At 72.1% G+C, this 21,006-nt stretch carries 19 protein-coding genes and 1 pseudogene; 9 read left to right on the top strand and 11 right to left on the bottom strand.

The genetic code is table 11. The features are described 5' to 3' along the window. Positions 1–67 precede the first annotated feature (67 nt). Both ABZ624_RS22430 and ABZ624_RS22425 read left to right on the top strand, forming a co-directional pair. Complete coding sequence (locus ABZ624_RS22430; RefSeq protein ID WP_360091560.1) at positions 68–1,288, top strand: DUF1343 domain-containing protein; 1,221 nt, start codon at positions 68–70, stop codon at positions 1,286–1,288. An 83-nt stretch (positions 1,289–1,371) separates the two neighbouring features. Then, the gene (locus ABZ624_RS22425; RefSeq protein ID WP_360091557.1) at positions 1,372–2,670 is read left to right on the top strand and encodes a serine-threonine protein kinase; all 1,299 of its coding nucleotides are present in this window, start codon (positions 1,372–1,374) and stop codon (positions 2,668–2,670) included. 41 nt (positions 2,671–2,711) lie between these two features. Here the strand turns inward: ABZ624_RS22425 and ABZ624_RS22420 are convergent, their stop codons facing one another. Further along, complete coding sequence (locus ABZ624_RS22420) at positions 2,712–5,498, bottom strand: penicillin acylase family protein (RefSeq protein WP_360091554.1); 2,787 nt, start codon at positions 5,496–5,498, stop codon at positions 2,712–2,714. A gap of 208 nt (positions 5,499–5,706) precedes the next feature. Here ABZ624_RS22420 and ABZ624_RS22415 point away from each other — a divergent pair, with 208 nt between their 5' ends. The 3 genes from ABZ624_RS22415 (at position 5,707) to ABZ624_RS22405 (ending at position 8,354) form a co-directional block, all read left to right on the top strand. After that, positions 5,707–6,309 (top strand): hypothetical protein, encoded by a 603-nt coding sequence (locus tag ABZ624_RS22415; protein ID WP_360091551.1) that lies wholly within the window; start codon positions 5,707–5,709, stop codon positions 6,307–6,309. A gap of 106 nt (positions 6,310–6,415) precedes the next feature. Then, positions 6,416–7,144, top strand: a complete 729-nt coding sequence (locus tag ABZ624_RS22410) for a 3-keto-5-aminohexanoate cleavage protein (RefSeq protein WP_360091548.1) — start codon at positions 6,416–6,418, stop codon at positions 7,142–7,144. Between the two features lie 142 nt (positions 7,145–7,286). After that, the gene (locus ABZ624_RS22405) at positions 7,287–8,354 is read left to right on the top strand and encodes an RNA ligase (ATP) (RefSeq protein ID WP_360091845.1); all 1,068 of its coding nucleotides are present in this window, start codon (positions 7,287–7,289) and stop codon (positions 8,352–8,354) included. A gap of 82 nt (positions 8,355–8,436) precedes the next feature. On the opposite strand, the gene soxR is transcribed toward ABZ624_RS22405, so the two are convergent. After that, positions 8,437–8,895 (bottom strand): redox-sensitive transcriptional activator SoxR, encoded by a 459-nt coding sequence (gene soxR, locus ABZ624_RS22400; RefSeq protein ID WP_360091545.1) that lies wholly within the window; start codon positions 8,893–8,895, stop codon positions 8,437–8,439. Positions 8,896–9,021: 126 nt separating this feature from the next. Between soxR and ABZ624_RS22395 the strand changes: the two genes are divergently transcribed. Continuing rightward, positions 9,022–9,483, top strand: coding sequence for a MaoC family dehydratase (locus ABZ624_RS22395; RefSeq protein WP_360091542.1), 462 nt, complete (start codon positions 9,022–9,024; stop codon positions 9,481–9,483). Here the strand turns inward: ABZ624_RS22395 and ABZ624_RS22390 are convergent. The 3 genes from ABZ624_RS22390 to ABZ624_RS22380 all read right to left on the bottom strand — a co-directional run bounded on the left by ABZ624_RS22390 (position 9,474) and on the right by ABZ624_RS22380 (position 11,707). Next, positions 9,474–10,118 carry a TetR/AcrR family transcriptional regulator gene (locus tag ABZ624_RS22390; RefSeq protein ID WP_360091539.1) on the bottom strand — a complete coding sequence of 215 codons (645 nt, stop codon included), beginning with the start codon at positions 10,116–10,118 and terminating at the stop codon, positions 9,474–9,476. The two genes, ABZ624_RS22395 and ABZ624_RS22390, sit on opposite strands and share 10 nt — an antisense overlap. A 73-nt stretch (positions 10,119–10,191) precedes the next feature. Continuing rightward, on the bottom strand, positions 10,192–10,479 hold the full coding sequence (locus tag ABZ624_RS22385; protein WP_360091536.1) for a YiaA/YiaB family inner membrane protein: 288 nt from the start codon (positions 10,477–10,479) through the stop codon (positions 10,192–10,194). A gap of 76 nt (positions 10,480–10,555) precedes the next feature. Continuing rightward, positions 10,556–11,707 (bottom strand): acyl-CoA dehydrogenase family protein, encoded by a 1,152-nt coding sequence (locus tag ABZ624_RS22380; protein WP_360091842.1) that lies wholly within the window; start codon positions 11,705–11,707, stop codon positions 10,556–10,558. 102 nt (positions 11,708–11,809) lie between these two features. Between ABZ624_RS22380 and ABZ624_RS22375 the strand changes: the two genes are divergently transcribed. The 3 genes from ABZ624_RS22375 (at position 11,810) to ABZ624_RS22365 (ending at position 14,339) form a co-directional block, all read left to right on the top strand. Beyond that, positions 11,810–12,451: a TetR/AcrR family transcriptional regulator gene (locus tag ABZ624_RS22375; RefSeq protein ID WP_360091533.1), complete on the top strand. Its 642-nt coding sequence runs from the start codon at positions 11,810–11,812 to the stop codon at positions 12,449–12,451. Between the two features lie 46 nt (positions 12,452–12,497). After that, positions 12,498–13,211: a winged helix-turn-helix domain-containing protein gene (locus tag ABZ624_RS22370; RefSeq protein WP_360091530.1), complete on the top strand. Its 714-nt coding sequence runs from the start codon at positions 12,498–12,500 to the stop codon at positions 13,209–13,211. Positions 13,212–13,403: 192 nt separating this feature from the next. Further along, the gene (locus ABZ624_RS22365) at positions 13,404–14,339 is read left to right on the top strand and encodes a DMT family transporter (protein ID WP_360091527.1); all 936 of its coding nucleotides are present in this window, start codon (positions 13,404–13,406) and stop codon (positions 14,337–14,339) included. A gap of 4 nt (positions 14,340–14,343) precedes the next feature. On the opposite strand, the gene ABZ624_RS22360 is transcribed toward ABZ624_RS22365, so the two are convergent. The 6 genes and pseudogenes from ABZ624_RS22360 to ABZ624_RS22335 form a co-directional block, all read right to left on the bottom strand. Then, positions 14,344–15,426, bottom strand: a complete 1,083-nt coding sequence (locus ABZ624_RS22360; protein WP_360091524.1) for a Zn-dependent alcohol dehydrogenase — start codon at positions 15,424–15,426, stop codon at positions 14,344–14,346. 15 nt (positions 15,427–15,441) lie between these two features. Next, complete coding sequence (locus tag ABZ624_RS22355) at positions 15,442–16,830, bottom strand: aldehyde dehydrogenase family protein (RefSeq protein ID WP_360091521.1); 1,389 nt, start codon at positions 16,828–16,830, stop codon at positions 15,442–15,444. A 155-nt stretch (positions 16,831–16,985) separates the two neighbouring features. Further along, positions 16,986–17,672: a class F sortase gene (locus tag ABZ624_RS22350; RefSeq protein ID WP_360091518.1), complete on the bottom strand. Its 687-nt coding sequence runs from the start codon at positions 17,670–17,672 to the stop codon at positions 16,986–16,988. Beyond that, on the bottom strand, positions 17,659–18,366 hold the full coding sequence (locus ABZ624_RS22345) for a hypothetical protein (RefSeq protein WP_360091515.1): 708 nt from the start codon (positions 18,364–18,366) through the stop codon (positions 17,659–17,661). The genes ABZ624_RS22350 and ABZ624_RS22345 overlap by 14 nt, the downstream gene beginning before the upstream one ends. Positions 18,367–18,470: 104 nt before the next feature. Further along, positions 18,471–18,715, bottom strand: a pseudogene (locus tag ABZ624_RS22340) (MFS transporter); the annotation flags it as partial. A 28-nt stretch (positions 18,716–18,743) separates the two neighbouring features. Further along, complete coding sequence (locus ABZ624_RS22335; protein ID WP_360091512.1) at positions 18,744–20,975, bottom strand: molybdopterin oxidoreductase family protein; 2,232 nt, start codon at positions 20,973–20,975, stop codon at positions 18,744–18,746. Positions 20,976–21,006 lie beyond the last annotated feature (31 nt).

The raw sequence follows: 21,006 nt of genomic DNA, 5'->3' as shown, positions 1-21,006 counted from the left end.
GCCCCTGGCGGCCCAGACTAACCGGTCGGTATGTGTGAAGGAAGGGCCACCGCACCAACCTCCAGCCATGGACCTGTCCCGACGGAACCTCCTCGCATCGGCAACCGTGGCCGCCCTTCCGGGCGCACCCGGACACCGTGAAGTACTGCACACCGGCTTCGAAAGGCTCGCAGCCGACGGTTACTCCCTGCTGACGGGCCGGCGCGTCGGCATCGTGACCAACCCGACCGGCATCACCGGCGACACCGCCCACATCGTCGACGTCATGCACAAGGACCCCCGCGTGAGGCTGACGGCGGTCTTCGGCCCCGAACACGGCTTCAGAGGCACCGCGCAAGCCGGCGGCTCCGAGGGGCGCTACGACGACCCGGCGACGGGCCTGCCGGTCTACGACACGTACCTGAAGAGCGGCAAGCCGCTCGCCGACATCTTCACCGCCTCCGGTGTCGACACGGTCGTCTTCGACATCCAGGACGTCGGCGCCCGCTTCTACACCTACATCTGGACGCTGTACGACTGCATGGAGGCCGCACAGCTCGCGGGCAAGCGGTTCGTCGTCCTCGACCGGCCCAATCCGGTGACCGGCCGTGAGGCCCAGGGTCCCGTCCTGCACAAGGAGTTCGCCACCTTCGTCGGCCGGCAGCCGATCGCGCAGGCGCACGGGATGACCGTCGCGGAGCTGGCGCGGCTGTTCAACGGGCAGTTCCTGAGCAAGCCGGTCGCGCTGGACACCGTACTGATGACGGGGTGGAACCGCACCCGGTTCTACGACGCCTCCGGACTGCCCTGGGTTCCGCCGAGCCCGAACATGCCGACCCCGGACACGGCTCTCGTCTACTCCGGCACCTGTATGTTCGAGGGCACCAACGTCTCGGAGGGCCGGGGCACGACCAGGCCCTTCGAACTGCTCGGCGCCGACGGCGTCGACGGCCGCTGGGCCGCCGCCGCGAACGCGCTCGGACTGCCCGGGGTGCGGTTCAGGGAGGCGTACTTCGCGCCCACCTTCTCCAAGTTCCAGGGCAAGACGGTCGGCGGAGTGCAGATCCATGTGACCGACCGAGCCGCCTACGACCCCGTACGCACCGGCATCGCGCTGCTGGTGACCGTCAGGAGGGTCTGGGCCGGCTTCGCGTGGCGCCCGGACCACTGGATCGACAAGCTCACGGGTTCCGCGCGGGTGCGCACGATGATCGACGCGGGGGCGGGCACCGACGAGGTGACCGGTGCCTGGCAGGAGGAGCTGGCCGCGTTCCGGCGGGTCCGGAAGGAATATCTCCTCTACAGGTGAGGCGTGGTGTATGGCCAACTCTGCCCCGGAGCAGGACGATACGTGCGCGACGCATCGTTTCAGGGGGGACGAGGGAGCCTGACATGGCGGATCCTGGGATGAGCGTGACTCCCTACTGGGAGCTGACCTTCGACGCGGACGGGGACGTGGAGGGCCCCGAACGCGACCAGCTGATGGCGCAGGTCACGGAGCACGGCGTCCGTGACCTGATCGTCTTCGCGCACGGCTGGAACGACGACCGCTCGGGCGCGACCGCGCTGTACCGCCGTTTCTACGCGCCGTTCCCGGCGCTCGCGCCACGGGCCCGCCTCGGCTACGTGGGCGTGATCTGGCCGTCGATGCGGTTCAGCGACGAGCCGATCCCGGACTTCCCGAAGTCGGTGGCCGCCGCGGCGGCGGAGGCGGCACCGGGCCCGGCGCTGGACAAGGACACCCGTCGCGCGCTGCTGCAGACCTTCCCGGGCCGCGCGTCCGTGATCGACCAGCTGGCCCGGATGCTGGACGAACGGCCGGACGGCGCCGCGGGGTTGCCCGAGTTCGGGCGGCTGGTGCGCCTGCTGGTGGACGCGGAGCCGCCCGGGGTGGCCGACACCGATGAGGAGGGCGAGCCGGCCGTGTTCACCGAGGACCCGGCGACCGCCTGCGACGCGCTCGCCGACGCGCTCGCCGCGGTCCGGTCGTCCGGCGCACCGGCCGGGTTCGGCATCCCGAACCCCTGGGAGGGCGCCAAGGAGCTGCTGCGGCAGGCGACGTACTACACGATGAAACGGCGCGCCGGGACGGTCGGCGAGCACGGACTCGGGCCGGTGGTCGGGCAGTTGGCGCATGCGGCACCCGGGGTGCGGGTGCATCTGGCCGGGCACAGCTTCGGCGGGCGGCTGGTGTCGTTCGCGCTGCGCGGGCTGCCCGACGGAGTGCGCGCGGTGAAGTCCGTGACCCTCCTCCAGGGCGCCTTCTCGCACTACGCGTTCGCCGACGGGCTGCCGCAGGACCCGGACAAGGCGGGCGCGCTCAAGGACCGGCAGCGGCGCATCGACGGTCCGCTGGTGTGCTGCTACTCGCACTTCGACACGGCCCTCGGCACGTTCTATCCGCTGGCCTCCCGGCTGTCGTGGGACGACCGTTCGTGTGCGGGCGGCGAGATCGCGGCCGTACTGGGTCCGCGGTGGGGCGCGATGGGCCATGACGGGGTGCAGGCGGTGCCGGGGACGGCCCGGCTGGACCTCGCGGCGGCCCTCGCCGCAGGGCTTCCGGCGTCGGGGTGCGTGAACGTCGACGCGGCGGCCGTGGTCCGGCGCGGGGGCCCGCCGACCGGGGCGCACAGCGACATCGTGCACCCCGAGCTGGCCCGGCTGGTGCTGGCGGCGGGCCGTGTCACCTGACCCGCCGCCCGTGTGTCACCGCGCCCGGCCCGTCGGTCGGTTCACCGGTGTGAGGTGTACTCCACCACCTGCTGGAACGTCGGCCGGTTCTGCCAGCTGATCCTTCCGTGCTTGATGCCGCCCAGGGTGCGCTGGACGATGGAGTCGGCGCACCACTGGTCGCCGGCCGAGCACTGGTCGTCGCCCGGGTAGACCTGGGCGGCGGTCGTCCCGGCCGCCTGCTTGAGGGTGCTGATCAGGATGTCCCGGCAGGCGCCGAGGCTGCCGCCGCCGCAGTACTTCTCGGCGAGCCCGCCCCGCACGTTCTCACCGAGCACCGCCCGGATGTCCTTGTCGACATAGCTCCACCAGCCGTACTGGAAGGCGCTTCCGGCGTGCGAGCCGGTCGGGCCGTGTCCGGCGGAGGGGGTCTCGTCGATGGGTGCGTTGCCGGTGAAGGCGGTGTACAGGTCGCTGCCGAGGCCCGGTTCGAACTCCGCCTTGACCAGCAGCGGCCACCAGGCGTCCAGGATGCGGATCGCGTCGGCGTTCGCGTAGGCCTTCGAACCGGCGGAGCTCTCCGTGCGCCTGGCGCCCGCGGTCACCCATGCCTGCAGCTTGCTCACCGCGTCGGCGGCCGTGGAGTCGGTCACCGGCGAGGAGCCGATCACCTTGAGCAGCTTGGGCAGCACGTCCTCGGCGCGCAGGTCGGCGAGGGCCGCGTCCGCCATGGCCCGCACCAGTTCGGTGCGGGTCACCCCGCCGGCCGCGACCAGCTTCTTGACCCGGTCGTCGAGCAGGTTGCCGCGGTGCACGGAGCCGTCGGCCCAGCCCGCTGCCGTGTAGTCCTTGGCCTGCTTGTTGTTCCAGGAGACGTAGTAGTCCTGGTCGACGGAGTTGGGGTGGGCCGAGGCCGGGGTGTAGTCGGCCGTGTTGGTGGCCGGGTCCCAGTTCCGCCACTCGTACGCCGGCTGCGCCCAGACCGGGAAGTCGGCGTCGACCCCGTCGGCGCGCACCGGGTTGTCGCCGCTGTTGTAGTACGCGGTGTGCCGGGAGTCGGCGTAGAACCAGTTGAAGGTGTAGTTGATGTGCTGGGCCGCGCTCTGGAAGTCCTTCGGGCCCTTGACGTAGTCGGGGTCGTTCAGCATCTGGAAGCCGATGATCGAGTCGGCCTCGTGCAGGTAGGAGGAGCGCAGCGAGGTGTAGGCGACCTTCTTGCCGCCGACGGTCGCGCGGTACTCCACCGGGCCGTACTTCGTCCGCCACACCCGCATCGTGTACGACCCCGCCGGCGTGCTGTCGGCCGTGGTCGGTGACCAGGAGTTCTTCTGCTCGACCTGGTCCATGGCCGTGCAGGTGCCGTGGTACAGGTAGTGGTGGTCGTCCTGGCACAGTTCGACGGCGTAGGTGTCGATGATGTCCTGGCCGGAGGTGGTGGCGCTCCAGGAGTAGTCCTCGCCGCGGCCGAGTTCGACGTACATGCTCAGGCCCGCGAAGGAGGCGCCGCGCGCGCTGATGCCCGGGCCCTGGATCTCCTGGAGCATGAGCAGCTGCGGGGCGAAGTAGCCGGTCTGCGGTCCGAAGACGGCGATCGGGTGGCCGCTGGCGGTGTACTTGCCGCTCACCACGAGGGCGTTGGACATCCCGCGTCTGGCCGAGCTGAGCGTGGTCTTCGCGGCGGTGGCGGAGGTGCTCTTCGCCGCGGCGGTGGCCGCGCTGCCCGTACGGTCGTAGACCAGCGGTTCCTGGGCGACCGAGCCGGCGTCGGGCAGGGCCTCGCCCTTGGCGTCGGCGGGCTTGGCGCCGTACGGGAAGCTCTCGCCGTCGTGGACGCTCAGGACGGCCTCGGGGTCGTTGCGCTCACGGAATGCCTCCCAGACCCTGGTGCCCTCCTCGACGCCGTACTTGGACTGGGCGGCGATCAGCGAGAGGGCGTTGTTGACCTCGCCGCCTCCCCCGGAGCCGAACAGCGAGCCGATCACGGAGGCCAGCGCCACGAGGTCGGTGACCTTGAAGTGCTCGATGGTCCCGGCGTTGGTGATCGGGTCCTTGTGGCCGGTCAGGTCGTACTCGCCGGGGAAGTAACGCCCGCTGTCGGAGACGTCGATGTAGGCGTTGATGCCGTCGAGGTAGGCCTTGACGTCGGCGAGGGCCTGCTGGCCGCGGGCGCCGTTCTTCGCGACGGCGTTGTCGATCTGCGCCTGCAGGTCGGCCTCGGTGTAGGGCGCGTTGCGGTAGAACTCCTGCTCCAGGCCCTGGTTGGCGGCGGCGCCGCCGGCGAAGGAGGTCAGCCGGCCTCGGCCGACGTGCCGGAAGACGTCCATCAGCCACAGCCGGTCCTCGGCCGCCGCGTAGCCCGCACCGTACTCGGTGCCGTACCGGGTGGTGCCGGTGATGTGCGGCACACCGGTCTTCTTGTCCCGGACGATCGTCACGTCGCCGCGTCCGCCCGGCTTCTCGGTGGAGGCGACCTGGTCGGACGGCACACCGAAGGAGGAGTCGTTGAAGAAGTTGTTGATCGTGGCGTCGGTCAGGCCCGCGTAGCCGTTCGCGAGGTTCGCGTACGGGCCGAGCTGGTCCTCGGCGTGCGAGGGCTGGGCGCCGAAGGCCTGGTTGAGCAGGATCTGCGCGAGCGTGGCGTTGCCGTTCTCACCGGGCGGCAGGATGTCCGAGCACTGGCCGCCGCAGTAGTCGTTCGAGGCGGTGGCGACGGCGGCGGCCGTCGTCTGGGTGAGGGGAGAGAGAAGTCCGGCGACGAGCACGCATATCGACGCGGACTTCAGGAACCCGGTGAAGCGGCGGGACGTTCTCAGTCTGTCAAGGGCGGTACGTGGGGTTCGCCGTGGCATGGCAGCTCCTAGCGACAGGGGTGGCCGAAGGTTACCGCCGGTATCCCCAGCTTTAAAGATGAACATGCGTCACTTTCAGGAGTGCAGAAGCAGGATCACAAGAAGAGATGGAGCCGAACCACCTGTCGATACGTCTATTCGGCGACGTCCGTGCGACGACGCCGAAGTGACCGAAGTACAGGTGCAGGTGTGACGGAGGTGCAGGGCGATGGCCGGTTTCCGGAGTCTGGCGAGACAGGTACGCGATCCCGACTGCGATCTGGCACTGCGGCGGTACTCGCTGCGCAAGTGCCTTGAGAAGTTCGCCCCTTACGGGCATCGGGCGACCTGGGACCATCTGTGCTCCCGGGCGGGCTTCGGCCCCGAGGACCGCTCCCCCGACCCGGTGCGGCTCGTGGCCGCACTGGAGGAACTGGAGGAGGCCCGTTGTGTCTGGCTCGCCTACGAGACCGAGTTCACCGAGCGGCGCAGGAAGGAGAAGCACGACGGGCTGCGCAGGCCGGGCAGTGTGGACGACTGGCACCGGCTGACCTGGGGCGGCTTCGGGGTCGCCTGGTGCGACGACCCGCGGATCCACCCCGCCGAACCACTGGCGGAGGTGCTGCGCCGGCTGATCGCCGCCCTGGAGCGGGAACCGGGCGCGGGCTGCCCGGTGTGCGGCGCTGACCGCCTGGTCTGGCGGTACGGCCTGGACCACGAGCCGTCGTCCGGCCCGGTCTGCACGGACTGCGGGATCCTTGTGCCGCGTCCGGTTCTCACCCCGCAGGCACTGGAGTTCGCCAGGCGGGGGCGGCTGCTGATGTCGGCCTGAGTGGTGGTTTCAACGGGGGGCGTTCTGGGGGGTGCGTAGGGGATGCCGCGCCCCCTGCTGTGCGGCGGCCGGGGCCGTTGTCCATGGGGGTTGGCACCATCGAGGCATGGTGCGGGTATGTCTGAACGGGAGCCGCTCCGCGGCGGACGGCGTGAGCGTGCCGATCTCACCGGAGGACCTGGCCCGGTCCGCGGCTCGGGCTGTGGCGGCCGGAGCCACCTCGGTCCATGTCCGCCCGAAGACGCCGTGCGGGCACGACAGCCTCTCCCCGCGCGTCCTCGCGCCGGCCCTGGAGGCGATCCGGGCGCGGGTGTCCGTACCGGTCGGGGTGACGACCGGAGCCTGGGCCGAGCCCGACCCGACAGCAAGGCTCGCCCGGGTGCGCAGTTGGTCCGTGCTGCCCGACTTCACCTCGGTCAACTGGCATGAGCCGGGCGCCGAAGCGGTCGCCGAGCAGCTGCTCGGCATGGGCGTGGGCGTCGAGGCAGGCATCTGGTCCGGCACCGACGGAGCGGCCCGGTTCGCGGCCTCGCTGCTCGGGCCCGGGGTGCTGCACGTGCTGGCTCAGGTGGCCGACCCGGACCCGGCGACCGCCGAGGCCTCGGCGCGGGCCCTGCTGGCCGAGCTGGGTACCGCCCACGGCCGGCCGGTGCTGCTGCACGGCGAGGAGGGCGGCACCTGGCCGGTGCTGCGGCTGGCCGGACGGCTGGGCCTCGCCGCCCGGATCGGACTGGAGGACACGCTGTTCCTGCCGGACGGCGAGCGCGCGGCGTCCAATGCGCAGCTGGTGGCCGAGGGACTCGTCCAGTACGGGTCGCTTCAGCGCCCGTCGTAGGGCAGGCCCACCAGCCCGGCACGCCTCGCGACGTCCGTCTGCCCCTGTGCCGACGCTACCAGCCGCAAATCCGCTCGCTCCAGCCGATTCCCGTGCGGACAGTGGAGCCGAGGAAACCGAACCGATGAACACGGGGAGTCCGATGTCCACCCTGCGGGTCACCGCCGAAGTGCTGACCGTCCACGAGCATCCGAACGCCGACGCCCTGGAGCTGGCCCAGGTGGGCCTGTACCGGGCCGTCGTCGCCAGGGGCGCCTACCGTACCGGTGAGGCCGCCGTCTACATCCCCGAGCAGTCCGTGCTCCCGGCCGGACTGATCGAGGAGCTGGGCCTGACCGGGCGGCTGGCGGGCGGTGAGGCCAACCGGGTCAAGGCGGTGCGGCTGCGCGGCGAGCTGTCGCAGGGCATCGTGTGCCGGCCGAAGGCGCTGGCGGACGTCGACCTGGTCCGGGCGGCGGCCGAGGGGACGGACTTCGCCGAGCAGTTGGGCATCACCAAGTGGGTGCCGCCGATCCCGCCGACCATGAACGGCGAGGTGGAGTCGGCACCCGACCTGCTGCCCTGGGTCGACATCGAGAACGTCCAGCGCTACCCGGACATCTTCACTCCGGGCGAGCCGGTCGTCCTGACGGAGAAGCTGCACGGTTCGGCGTGCCTGCTGACGTATGTCGCCGACGAGGGACGGGTGTACGTGTCCTCCAAGGGCTTCGGGGCCAAGTCCCTGGCCCTGAAGGAGGATCCGCGGAACCTGTACTGGCGGGCGATCCGGGGACACGGCGTCGCCGAGGTGGCGGCCCGGCTGGCCGAGCGGCTCGGGGCACGCCGGGTCGGCGTCTTCGGAGAGGTGTACGGCGCGGGGGTGCAGGACCTGTCGTACGGCGCCGACGGGCGGCGGGACACGCTGGGGTACGCGGCGTTCGACGTCTCGGCGGAGGTGGACGGCACCGTGCGGTGGCTGGACGCGGCAGAGTTGCTGGAGGCCGAGCTGCCGGTGGTGCCCCGGCTGTACGCGGGGCCGTACGACATCGACCGGGTACTGGAGTTCGCGAGCGGCCGGGAGACGGTGTCCGGGCGGGAGCTGCATCTGCGGGAGGGGGTGGTGATACGGCCTGCGGTGGAGCGGTACAGCGCGGTGACCGGGGGCCGGGCGATCGCCAAGGCGGTGAGCCCGGCGTACCTGACGCGCAAGGGCGGCACCGAGTACGAGTAGGGCGCCGGGCGCCGGGTGCCGGGCAGGCGAAAGCAGGCGCGCGCCCGGCAGCCGGCGGTGCGCCCCTCCCCCGGCCGGACTCTCAGCGGCCCTCGGCCAACAGCCTGGACCCCGTCAGGCGCTGGCCGAACACGTCGTCCGGGTTGGACAGGACGCAGTTGTCGAGGGACAGGCAGCCGCAGCCGATACAGTCGGTCAGGTGGTCGCGCAGCCGGTTCAGCTGCTTGATGCGTTCGTCGAGCTCCGAGCGCCACTTCTCCGACAACCGCGCCCAGTCCTCCCGGGTCGGTGTGCGTTCCTCGGGAAGCTCCGCCAGGGCGTCCCGGATCGTGGCCAGCGGGATACCGACCCGCTGCGCCGCGCGGACGAAGGCGACCCGGCGCAGGGTGTCACGGCTGTAGCGGCGCTGGTTTCCGGACGTGCGGCGGCTGCTGATCAGGCCCTTGGACTCGTAGAAGTGCAACGCGGAGACGGCGGCGCCGCTGCGCGCGGCCAACTGGCCGACGGTCAGTTCATGGATCTTCTCAGGAATCTGCGGCACTCCTCAGAGCCTAGGCCCCGTCGTCACCTTCCCGCCTGCCCGGTCCTCGTCGCGGTCCGTTGACAGGCGCCTCTCATCCGACCATGCTAAGCAGTTGCTTAGAGACGCGAGCGAGAGGCCGGGAACATGGCAGAACCGAGGACCTTCACCTCCCCCGACGAGCTGAAGGCAGCCGTGGGCGAGCAGCTGGGGTACACCGACTGGCTGGAGGTCGACCAGAAGCGCATCGATCTGTTCGCCGAGGCCACCGGCGACCACCAGTGGATCCACGTGGATCCGGAGAAGGCCGCCGCGGGGCCGTTCAGGACCACCATCGCCCACGGGTACCTGACCCTCTCGCTGCTCCCGCTCTTCGGCCCGCAGCTGATCCGGGTGGAGGGCGTGACGATGGGCGTGAACTACGGCACGAACAAGGTCCGCTTCCCCTCCCCGGTCCCCGTCGGCTCCCGGCTGCGCGCCACCGCGAAGATCACCGGCGTCGAGGACGTCACCGGTGGTGTCCAGGTGACGGTCGCCTTCACCGTGGAGCGCGAGGGCGGCGACAAGCCGGTGTGCGTCGCGGAGTCGGTGGCCCGGTACTACCTCTGAGGCCCGGGCCCCTCACTTCCCCCGACCATGCGGAGCACGAGGTCGGCGTAGAGCGTGCCGACCTCCTCCGGGGTGCGCGGGCCGTTCACGGTGAACCAGCGGGCGACGTCGATGCACAGCGACAGCACGGCGAGCGTGGTGCCGTGGACGTCCAGCACGTCGAACTCGCCCGAGGCCACGCCGTCCTCGATGATCCCGCGCACCTCGGCGTCGACCTGGCGGCGCAGGGCGACGATCTCGGCCCGGGCCTCGGGGCCGAGCGCGTCGAGTTCGTACTGCACGACCCGCGCGGTGGTGCGCCGGCCGGCGTGCCAGCGGACGAAGGAGCTGACCGCGTCGGCCAGCCGCTCGGCCGCGGTGCCCTCCCGCCGCGAAGCCGTGCGCAGGATGTCGAGGGCCTTGTCGTGACCGATCCGGCTGATCCGGTGGAGCAGCTCTTCCTTGGTCTTGTAGTGGATGTAGAGCGCGGCCGGGCTCATGCCGGCGCGGCCCGCGATGTCGCGGGTCGTCGTCGCGTGGTAGCCGCGCTCGGCGAAGGCCTCCACGGCGGCGACGAGCAGCCGCCGGGCCGCGTCAGGGGTGACCTCTTCCCACGGCTCCGCTTCGCCGCCGGTCGTCTCCTCCGCCGTACTCATCGCTCGCTCGCCCCTCTCGCTGACAGGAGCACCACCATACCGCCGACGGTGAGCGAGCGCTTAGTGCAGCCGCTCAGAGCTTTTCGAAGGGGTCGTGGTCCGCGAGCAGCTTCTCCAGGCGTGCCTGGTCGACGCGGCTGACGATCTGCCCGGCCTCCTGGCGGTCGCGGACGACCTTGGCGAGGGTGAAGGCGGAGGTGACCAGGTACAGGACGGCGATGGCCAGGAACGCCCGTACCCAGGCGTCGGCGTTCAGCCGGAAGATGCCGACGGCGGTGGCCACCATGGCGACCGAGAACGAGGCGACGGCCTGGCCGTAGAACGCGGCCGTGCTCTGCTGCTTGACCGGTGTGTCACTCATGGCAGACAGCATCGGCGGATGCGGCCCGCGCCGCATCCGCCGAAGTACTCAGACACATACTCAGCCGCAGACGTGCTCAGAACGCCGAAACCCCGGTCAGGGAACGGCCGATGAGCAGTTTCTGGATCTGGCTCGTGCCCTCGTAGAGGGTCATCACGCGGGCGTCGCGCAGGAGTTTGCCGGCCGGGTACTCGTCGATGTAGCCGTAACCGCCGAAGACCTGCAGGGCGTTGTTGGCGGCGCGGACGGCGGCCTCGGAGGCGAAGAGCTTGGCCTTGGACGACTCGACGGCGAACGGCTGCCCGCGGTCGATCAGGCCGGCGACCCGCCAGGTGAGCAGCCGGGCGGCGTCCACGTCGACGGCGATGTCGCTGATCAGCTCCTGCACCAGCTGGTGACGGGCGATCGGCTTGCCGAACTGTTCGCGCTCACCGGCGTACCGCACGGCCGCGTCCAGCGCCGCCTGGGCGATGCCGACACAGCCCGCGGCCACCGACATCCGCCCCTTGGCCAGCGCGGACATGGCCACCGAGAAGCCTTTGCCGGCCTCGCCGAGCATCGCGGAAGCGGGCACCCGCACGTCCTGGAGGACCAGTTCGGCGGTGGTCTGGCCGCGCAGGCCGAGCTTGCCGTGGATGGGGCGGCGGGTCAGGCCGGGGGTGTCGGCGGGCACGAGGAAGGCGGACACCCCCTTGTGGCCGGGGGCGTCGGTGGAGCGCGCGAAGAGCAGGACGACGTCGGCCCATGTGCCGTTCGTGATGAACATCTTGGTGCCGTTGATGACGTAGTCGTCGCCGTCGCGTACGGCACGGGTGGTGAGGTTGCCGGCGTCGGAGCCGGTGCCGGGCTCGGTGAGGCCGAAGCAGCCGACGTGCTCCCCCGCGGTCAGCCCCGGCAGCCAGCGTCGCTTCTGCTCCTCGTCGCCCCAGGCGGCGATGGTCTTGGCGACGAGGCCGAGGGAGACGGAGACGATGCCGCGGACGGAGGAGTCCCCGCGGCCCAGTTCCTCCGTCACCAGGCAGTACGCGAGGTGGTCGCCGCCGGAGCCGCCGTACCCCTCGTCGATGGTCAGCCCGAGGAAACCGAGCTCGCCGAGCTTCTTCACGATGCCCCGGTCGACCTCCTCGGCGCGGTCCCAGGCGATCACGTGGGGGGCGATCTCGCGCTCCACGAAGTCCCGGGCGAGCTGCCGTACGGCGGCCTGCTCCTCGCTCAGTTCCAGGTTCACCACGCGATCACCCCACTCGGACAGGATCCCTCGACGGATCTTGAAAACCGTACATTTAAATTAGCACTGCTAGTTTCCAGTTCCAGCCCTACTATGTGCGCCATGGCCCGACCGCGCAAGCCCCTCCTCAGCACCGACCGGATCGTCGAGACGGCCCGGGAACTCGTGGACCGGGAGGGACTGGCGGCCGTCTCCACCCGCCGGCTCGCCGCCGAGCTGGGGGTGAGCGGGCCCTCGCTCTACAACCACTTCCGCACCAAGGACGAGATCCTGGAGGCGGTCGCCGACTCGGTGAGCGGTCTGGTGGACCTGTCGATGTTCGAGGACGGCCGCGAGTGGCGGACCGCACTGCACGACTGGGCCGTCTCCTATCGGGCCGCCCTGCGCGAGCACCCGAACATCGTCCCGGTGCTGGCCAGGGGTCCGGGGCGGCGGCCGGCCGCACTGCGACTGGCCGACGCCGTGTACGGCGCGATGGTCGGCGCGGGCTGGCCCCCGGCCCAGGCGACCTCCATCGGCGCGCTGATGCGGTACTTCATCATGGGCTCCGCGCTCGGCTCCTTCGCCGGGGGCTTCGTGGACGACGCGAGCGCGTACGACCCCGCCGACTATCCCCACCTGGGCCAGGCCCATCTGCTCGCCGAGCAGCAGGAGAAGATCGACGAGCGGGCCTTCGAGACGGGGCTGACGGCGCTGCTGGACGGGCTGGCGCAGCAGTACGAGCAGGTGCGGCAGAGCGCGTGAGAACACTTCGGTGGGCACCGAAGTACCGCTGCCGCATGATGGCCGCATGACCACCAAGGACCCACGGGCGGCCGGGCTCGCCTCACTGGCGGCGCTGGTCGCCGACGAGACCCGGGCCGCGTGTCTGCTGGCGCTGCTCGACGGGCGGGCCTGGACCGCCGGTGAGCTGGCCCGGCATGCCGGGGTCGCCGCGTCGACGCTCAGCGAGCATCTGGGCAAGCTGGTGGCCGGCGGCCTGCTCGCGGAGGCACGGCAGGGACGGCACCGGTATGTACGGCTGGCCGACGCGCGCGTGGCGGGGCTCGTCGAGGATCTGGCCGCGCACATGCCTCCGGCGGCTGCACGGCGCCCGGTGCGGACCCTGCGCGAGTCGAGCGCCGGGGCCGCGATGGCGCGGGGCCGTACCTGTTACGACCATCTCGCCGGGCGGCTCGGGATCGCGGTCACGGATGCGCTGACCCTCCGGGGGTTGCTGCGGCAGGACACGGGGTTCGCGCTCACGGACGCGGGGGTGGAGTGGTTCGCCGCGGCGGGTATTCCGCTCGATGTCCCGAGCAGGCGGCCGCTGGCCCGTGCGTGCCTCGACTGGACCGAGCGGCGTCCGCATCTCGCGGGGGCGGCGGGGGCCGCGCTGTGCCGGCATGCGCTGGATGCGGGGTGGTGCGTGCGGGTCGGCTCCGCGCGGGCGGTGAAAGTGACTCCCTCGGGGGAGCGGGAGCTGTCCGCCTTGCTCGGTATTCCTTCCAGTGCCCTGCGCTGAGTCCGGCTACCGGGGGGTCTGTTGTCCGCCGGGTGCGGGTCCGCCGTGATCGCTCGCGCAGTCCCCCGCGCCCCTCAGGCACTCACCGCGCCGCCCGCTGCGACGGCGGTCCGACCCCCGCCCGGCCCAGCCCCGGCACTGTCCGACACCCCCCGCCAAACCCACCGTCCCCTGCCTGACCTCGGGAGCATCATGAACACCAGTCCACGCCACCGCCTGCTGCCCGCCGGCGCAGCCGTCGTCAGCGTCGTCCTCTGGGCGTCAGCCTTCGTGGCGATCCGGAGTGCGGGGCAGGAGTACTCCCCCGGTGCGCTGGCCCTGGGCCGGCTGGTGTCGGGGGCCCTCGCCCTGGGAGTCATCTGGGCCATACGCCGGGAAGGACTGCCACCCAAGGCCGCCTGGCGCGGGATCCTGCTGTCCGGGGTGCTGTGGTTCGGGTTCTACATGGTCGTCCTGAACTGGGGCGAGCAGCAGGTGGACGCCGGCACCGCGGCTCTCGTCGTGAACGTCGGCCCGCTGCTGATCGCCCTGCTCGGCGCACGCCTGCTCGGCGACCCGATGCCGCCGCGGCTGCTGGCCGGGATGGCCGTGTCGTTCGCGGGCGCAGTGACCGTGGGCCTGTCGATGTCGGGTGGGGGCGGGTCCTCCGTGCTCGGTGTGGTGCTGTGTCTGCTCGCCGCGATGGCGTACGCCGCCGGCGTCGTCGCGCAGAAGCCGGCCGTCGGGCACGCGAGTGCGCTGCAGGTGACGACGTTCGGGTGTCTGGTCGGGGCCGTGTGCTGCCTGCCGTTCGCCGGGCAGTTGGCGCACGAGGCCGCCCACGCATCCGTGCCGGCCACCCTGAACATGGTCTACCTGGGCGTCTTTCCGACCGCGCTCGCCTTCACGACCTGGGCCTACGCCCTCGCCCGCACCACCGCGAGCCGGCTGGGTGCGACGACCTACGCGGTGCCCGCGCTGGTGGTGCTGATGTCGTGGCTGCTGCTCGGCGAGGTGCCGGGGGTGCTCACGCTGGCCGGCGGTGTGCTGTGTCTCGCGGGCGTGGCGGTGTCGCGGTCCCGGACACGCGGTGGCCGGACGGTCCGGGTCGCGGCCGGCGAGGAGCCGCGACCCGAGAAAGTCACCTGAGGCGTCAGAACACCACCAGCGCCCGGCCGCCCTTGCCCGCGAGCATGTTCTCGAAGGCGGCCGGGATGCCCTCCAGGCCGATCCGCTCGGTGACGAGCCCGGAGAGGTCAAGGCGGCCCTCCCGTACGTGCTCGGCGAGCACGGGCAGGTCGCGGGCCGGGTCGGTGTTGCCGTAGACGCAGCCGGACAGGGTGCGGCCCCAGTGGAAGATCTCCAGGGCGTTGAAGGTCACCTCCTGGTCCTTGCCGCCGATGCCCACGACCGTCGTACGGCCACCCCGGCGGGTGGAGTCCCAGGCCGCGCGGATGGACACCGCGCGGCCGACGCACTCCACCGAGACGTCCACGCCCTGTTTGCCGGTGAGGGCGCGGATCTCGCGGGGGGTCGTGTCGGAGGCGAGTACGTAGTCCGTCGCGCCTGCCGCTCGGGCCAGCTCCTCCTTCTCCGGGGAGACGTCGACCGCGATGATCCGGGACGCGCCCGCTATGCGGGCCGACTGGAGGGTGGCGAGGCCGACGCCGCCCACGCCGAAGACGGCCACCGTCTCGCCCTGGCGGACCTGCGCCGAGTGGTGGACGGCGCCGTAGCCGGTGAGGACGGCGCAGCCGAGGAGGGCGGCGTCCACCAGCGGCACCCCCGCCGGCAGCGGCAGCACGCAGGACGCGGAGACGACCGTCTCCTCGGCGAACGCGGCCACGTTGAGGCCGGGGTGCAGGTCGGTGCCGTCGGTGGTGCGGGCGTAGACGTCGGCGGCGCCGTTCAGGGCGTTGGCGCACAGCCAGACCTCGCCGAGCGTGCAGGCGTGGCAACTCCCGCAGCAGGGAGCCCAGTTGAGGACCACGGAGTCGCCCTCGGCGACTTGCGTGACGCCCTCGCCGACGGCCACGACCGTGCCGGCACCCTCGTGGCCGAGGACGGCCGGGACCGGCACCCGCATGGTGCCGTTGGACAGGGACAGGTCGGAGTGGCAGACGCCGGCGGCGGCGAGGCGGACCCTGACCTGCCCGGGGCCCGGATCGGGCAGGTCGATGCCGGTGATCTCCAGCGGGGCTCCGACGGCGGGCAGGACGGCGGCTCGTACGGCCATGACTCGGGTACTTCCTTAGAACTGGAGGGACTTGGTCTGCAGGTACTCGGCGAGTCCGTGCGCGCCGAGTTCCCGGCCGACCCCGGACTGCTTGTAGCCGCCGAAGGGGGCGAGGGGGTTGAACCGGCCGCCGTTGATGTCGACCTGGCCGGTGTCCATACGGCGGGCGAAGGCCACCGCCTCGGCCTCGTCGCCGGCCCAGACGGCGCCCGCGAGGCCGTAGACCGTGCCGTTGGCGATGCGCAGGGCGTCCTCCTCGTCCTGGTAGCGGAGGATGGACAGGACCGGGCCGAAGATCTCCTCCTGGGCGATCGTCATTCCGGGCGTCACGTCGGCGAAGACGGTCGGAGTGATGAAGTAGCCGGTCTCGCGCGGGGATTCGGGTCCGCCGGCGACCAGGCGGGCGCCCTCGGCGATGCCCTTCTCGATGTAGCCGCGTACCCGCGCCTGCTGCTTGGCGCTGACCACGGGGCCGATACGGTCGCCGTACTTGGCGGCGGCCGTCGCGGCCAGCTCGACGGCCTCGTCGTACTGGTCGCGGTGGACCAGCATGCGGGTCCAGGCGCTGCACGTCTGGCCCGAGTTGGACATCACGTTGGCGACCCCGACGTTCACCGCCTTGGCGAGGTCGGCGCTCGGCAGGATGACGTTGGCGGACTTGCCGCCGAGTTCGAGGGCCAGCTTCTTGACGGCCGCGCCCGCCACCGCGCCGATCTGCCGGCCGACCGCCGTGGAGCCGGTGAAGGAGACCAGGTCGACGCCCGGGTGCTCGGCGAGGGCTTGTCCTGCGACCGGGCCGAGGCCGGTGACCAGGTTGAACACGCCGGCCGGCACGCCCGCCTCGTGCACCGCCTCGGCGAACAGCTGGGCGGTGAGCGGGGTGTCCTCGGCGGGTTTGAGGACGACCGTGCAGCCCGCGGCGAGCGCCGGGGCCACCTTGGCGACGATCTGGTGGAGGGGGTAGTTCCAGGGGGTGATCGCACCGACCACGCCGATCGGCTCGTGCAGGACGGTGGAGTTGCCGACCTTCTCCTCGAAGGAGTGGGCCGCGGCCAGCTCGGCGTAGGAACCGGCGACCGCGATCGGCACGGCCGCGTGCACGGCCTGGGAGAACTGCGGCGGGGAGCCCAGTTCTTCGGTGACCGTCCCGGCGATCTCGTCCTTGCGGGCCACGAGGCCGTCCCGGAGGGCGGCCAGGCGTGCGGCGCGCTCGGCCGGGGGCGTGGCCGCCCAGGCGGGAAGGGCGGCGCGGGCCGCACGGACGGCGGTGTCGACGTCCAGCGCGCCGCCCGCCGGAACCCGGGCGATGACCTGCTCGTCGGCCGGGTTCACGACCTCGATGACATCCGTGCTCTCGGCGGGGCGCCACGCGCCGTCGATGTACAGGCCGTCGTGTGCCTTCATGCTGCTTCCTCCCGGCGGGTCCGCGTCGTCCGGCACACAAACTAGCGGCGTTAGTTTTTCGGCGCCAGACGTACCAGGACATCATCGCCGGGGCGGCCTGCGCGCACACACCGGGTCGGGCGGCCCGCCGGGTCGCCCGGTCGCGGCCGGGCGCGTCACTCGGTCGCGCTCAGGTGGGCGAAGACCACGACGTTGCTGGTGTAACCGGTCCGCCGGCTGTAGAGGCCGCCGCAGGTCAGCACGCGCAGTTCCGGCCGCCCGACCGGGCCGTAGACCTCCTTGTCCGGGAAGCCCGCCTTGTCGAAGACCTTCATTCCGTCCACGGTGTAGACGGCGGTACGGCCGTCGGCGCGCTTGACCTCGATGAGCTTGCAGGGTTTGACCTGGGCGAGCGCGGCGAAGACGGCTGGGCCGGTCATGGTGTCCCGGTGGCCCACGGCGATCGCGGTACCGGACTCTCCCGGTGTGGGGCCGCCCTCGTACCAGCCGACCAGCTTGGGCCTGTCCACCGGCGGAGTCTCCAACTGCCGTTCGCTGTCGAGCCGGAGACCCGTGACCGGGGCGTCGACACCCAGGGAGGGGATGCGGAAGGACGTCGGCCGGGACCGGGGCAGCGGTGGGGGCGGGGGGCCGGAAGGGGGCTTGCAGGATTGCTCGCCGCTCGCGCCCCCTCGGCCGGCGGCCGCCACCGCGTCCGGGTCGTCCGCCCGGCCAGGCCCGGCATGCCCGCCCCACCACCGGTTCCCCGCCGCCACCAGGACGGTGACCAACAGGGCCGTCCTGGCGAGGCGGTAGGCACGGGTCCGGTACCAGGGCCTGCGTCTGCGCCTACGCGGCACCATGGGGCCGCCGGCGGATCAGCCGGACATACGCGACACCGCTGACCGCGACCAGACCCACGGCCGCCGCGGCGGCCAGCGGCGAGTACCCCGCGGCCGTGTCGATGAGACCGCCGCCGCCCGCGTGCACACCGCCCTTCGGCGGGTCGTGGTCGCCCCCCTGGCCCCAGCCGGGACCGTCCTGCTGGTGGTCCTGCTGGTGGTCCTGGTGGTCCTGGTGGTCCTGGTGGTCCTCGATCTGCCCGTTCGGACCGTGTGCCGGGTCGTTGTGGTTGTCGTTGTCGCGGCAGTTGACGCGGAAGAGCTTCTCCTTGACGGCGCCCGCCGCGACCCAGGTGAGCCGGTACTGCCCGTCGGTCAGGCCGATCGGGTCGGTGTGCCCGGCACCCTCGGCGAGCTGGATGATGCCGGTGACGGTGGACGCCGAGGGCAGCGGGGGCTGGGCCTGGATGATGTAGGCGATGTTGGGCAGGATGTCGAAGTTGACGGCGTCGAGGTAGAACCTGCAGACCACCGGGTCGTCCTTCGAGACACCGTAGGGCACGCCCTCGCGGTGCACCCTGATGTCGCCGTTAGCCCCCTGGGCCACCGCGTTCGGCGCCGCTACCCACGACGCGCCCGCCACGGCGAGGGCGGTGAGGACGATTGTGGCGCCCGCGCGGGAGCCGACGGCACGTGGGAGTGTCAGGCTGGGCATGCGCAATCCTCCGCGAGTTCAGACGATTTTCATACAAATCGCTCTTTCGTCTGAACTCTCCGTCATACGCATCGCTCGCCCGGGCAGCGAGGCCCGGCGCGCCGTCAGATATCGCTCGTGCGGCGCAACAGCGAGCGTTTCGGCCGCTCCCGCGCTGCGCCCCGGGGCCGTTCAGGCCGCCCGGGCGACCGCAGTGCCACGCCCGAGGAGAGCAGCAGCAACCCGCCCGGCATCACGAACGGCGCCGCCACCCCGGTCACGCCCGCGACCAGCCCGCGGCGGCCGGGGCGGCCACTTGGCCGAGCGCGTTGCCGGTCAGCCGCAGGGCGAGCGCCGTGCAGCGGGCCTCCTGGCCGAGCTAAGCGCGAAAGTCCACGTCACAGGCTTGTGGCGAGCTGGACGGGGATGCCGTTGAGGACCGCGTTGCCCGACAGCGGGTCGAGCAGGCTGCCGTCGAGGAGCTGGTTGACGTTGACTCCGGGGGCGGTGGTCGCGTGGCCGAGGCGGGTGCCGGGGCGGTTGTGGCCCCAGCCGTGCGGCAGGCTCACCACCCCGGGGCGTACGGCGTCGGTGACCTCGGCGGGGGCCACGACCTCTCCCCCGGCGCCCTTGACCCGTACGTCCGCCCCGTCCCGGACGCCGAGCCGGGCCGCGTCCTCGGGGTGGATGTGCAGGGTGCAGCGGTTGGAGCCGCCGGTGAGGGCGGGCACGTTGTGCATCCAGCTGTTGTTGGAGCGCAGGTGGCGGCGGCCGACGAGGACCAGCCCGTCGGGGCGCTCCCGCAAGGCCGCACGCAGCCGGGGGAGATCGGCGGCGATCGGCTCGGGCAGCAGCTCGACCCTGCCGCTCACGGTCTTCAGCGGCTGCGGCAGGCGCGGGCGCAGCGGGCCGAGGTCGATGCCATGCGGGTGGGCGAGCAGCTTGGCGAGGGTCAGCCCGTCGGGGCGTACGCCGAAGCCGTCGCCGTACGGGCCGAGGCGGAGCATCAGGTCCAGCCGCCGCTCGGGGCCGGTCTCGCCGGTGAGCTGCCCGGCGAGTTCGCGCGGGTCGCGGCCGTGCACCGGCGAGTGTTCCTCCCGCACCGCCTTGCCGAGGGTCTGGTCGATGACCATCGCGTCGACGGCGGCGGGGTCGGCGCCGTGCATCCCGGTGGCGGCGAGGACCAGCCGGGCGAGGATCTCGCTCTCGGCCATGCGGCCGGGCTCCAGCGGGACGGCGGGGCGGGTGTAGCGGACCTGGTTGCGCACGGCGAGGGTGTTGAAGGCGAAGTCGTGGTGCGGGCTCTGGGAGGGCGGGGGCGGGGGCAGTACGACGTGGGCGTGGCGCGAGGTCTCGTTCAGATAGGGGTCGACGCTGACCATGAAGTCCAGGGAGCCCAGGGCCTTGTCGAGGCGGTCGCCGTCGGGCGCGGACAGCACCGGGTTGGCGGCCACGACGATCAGCGCGCGGACCGGCTCGCCCTCGTCGGTGGCGGTGTCGATCTCCTCGGCGAGCGCGGAGAGCGGCAACTCACCTTTGGCCTCGGGCAGTCGGCGTACCCGCGAGTGCCAGCGGCCCAGCGCGAAGCCGCGACCGGGGCCCGCCGGGCGGGGTGTCCTGTCGGTGGCGGCCTGCGGGAAGAGTGCGCCGCCGGGGCGGTCCAGATTGCCGGTGAGGATGTTGAGGACGTCCACCAGCCAGCTGGCCAGGGTGCCGTGCGGAACGGTGCAGCTGCCGATGCGGGCGTAGACGGCGGCGGTGGGGGCGGCGGCGAGTTCTCGGGCGAGGGTGCGGATGACGGCGGCGTCCAGGTCGCAGGCCCCGGCGACGGCTTCGGGGGTGAAGTCCCTCAGGGCGGCGCGCAGTGGGCCGACGCCGACGACGTGCGCGCCCAGGTCCTTCAGGTCGGCCAGGCCCTCCTCGAACAGCACGGTCGCCATCGCCGCGAGCAGCAGGGCGTCGGTGCCGGGACGGATCGCCAGGTGCCGGTCGGCGAGCTTGGCGGTGCGGGTGCGGCGCGGGTCCACCACGGTCAGGTGTCCGCCGCGGGCCCTGAGCGCCTTGAGCTTGCCGGGGAAGTCGGGGGCGGTGCACAGACTGCCGTTGGACTCCAGTGGGTTGGCGCCGATGAGGAGCAGGTGGTCGGTGTGGTCCAGGTCCGGTACGGGGATGGCGTTGGCGTCGCCGAAGAGGAGTCCGCTGGAGACGTGCTTGGGCATCTGGTCGACCGTGGAGGCGGTGAACAGGCTGCGGGTGCGCAGGCCGGCGAGGAGGACCGGCGGGTAGAGGGCGCCGGCCACGGTGTGCACGTTGGGGTTGCCGAGGACCACGCCGACGGAGTCCGGCCCGTGCGCCTCCGCGACCGGGCGCAGTCCGGCGGCGACCGCGTCGAAGGCCTCCTGCCAGGTGGCCTCGCGCAGTTCGCCGTCCCGGCGGACGAGCGGGGTGCGCAACCGGTCGGGGTCGGAGTCGACGGCCGCGAAGGAGGCGCCCTTGGGACAGATGAAGCCCTTGCTGAAGACATCCTCACGGTCACCGCGGGCGCCGGTGACGCGGGTGCCCTCGATGGTGAGGGTCAGGCCGCAGGTGGCCTCGCACAGGGGGCAGATGCGCAGGGCGGTGCGGGACACGGGTCCTCCCGGTGGGTCGGCGGCGGTGCCG

This window comes from Streptomyces sp. NPDC007205, from assembly GCF_040634095.1.
In the GTDB taxonomy this organism is placed as follows: domain Bacteria; phylum Actinomycetota; class Actinomycetes; order Streptomycetales; family Streptomycetaceae; genus Streptomyces.
This window is presented reverse-complemented; position numbering and strand designations above follow the sequence as displayed.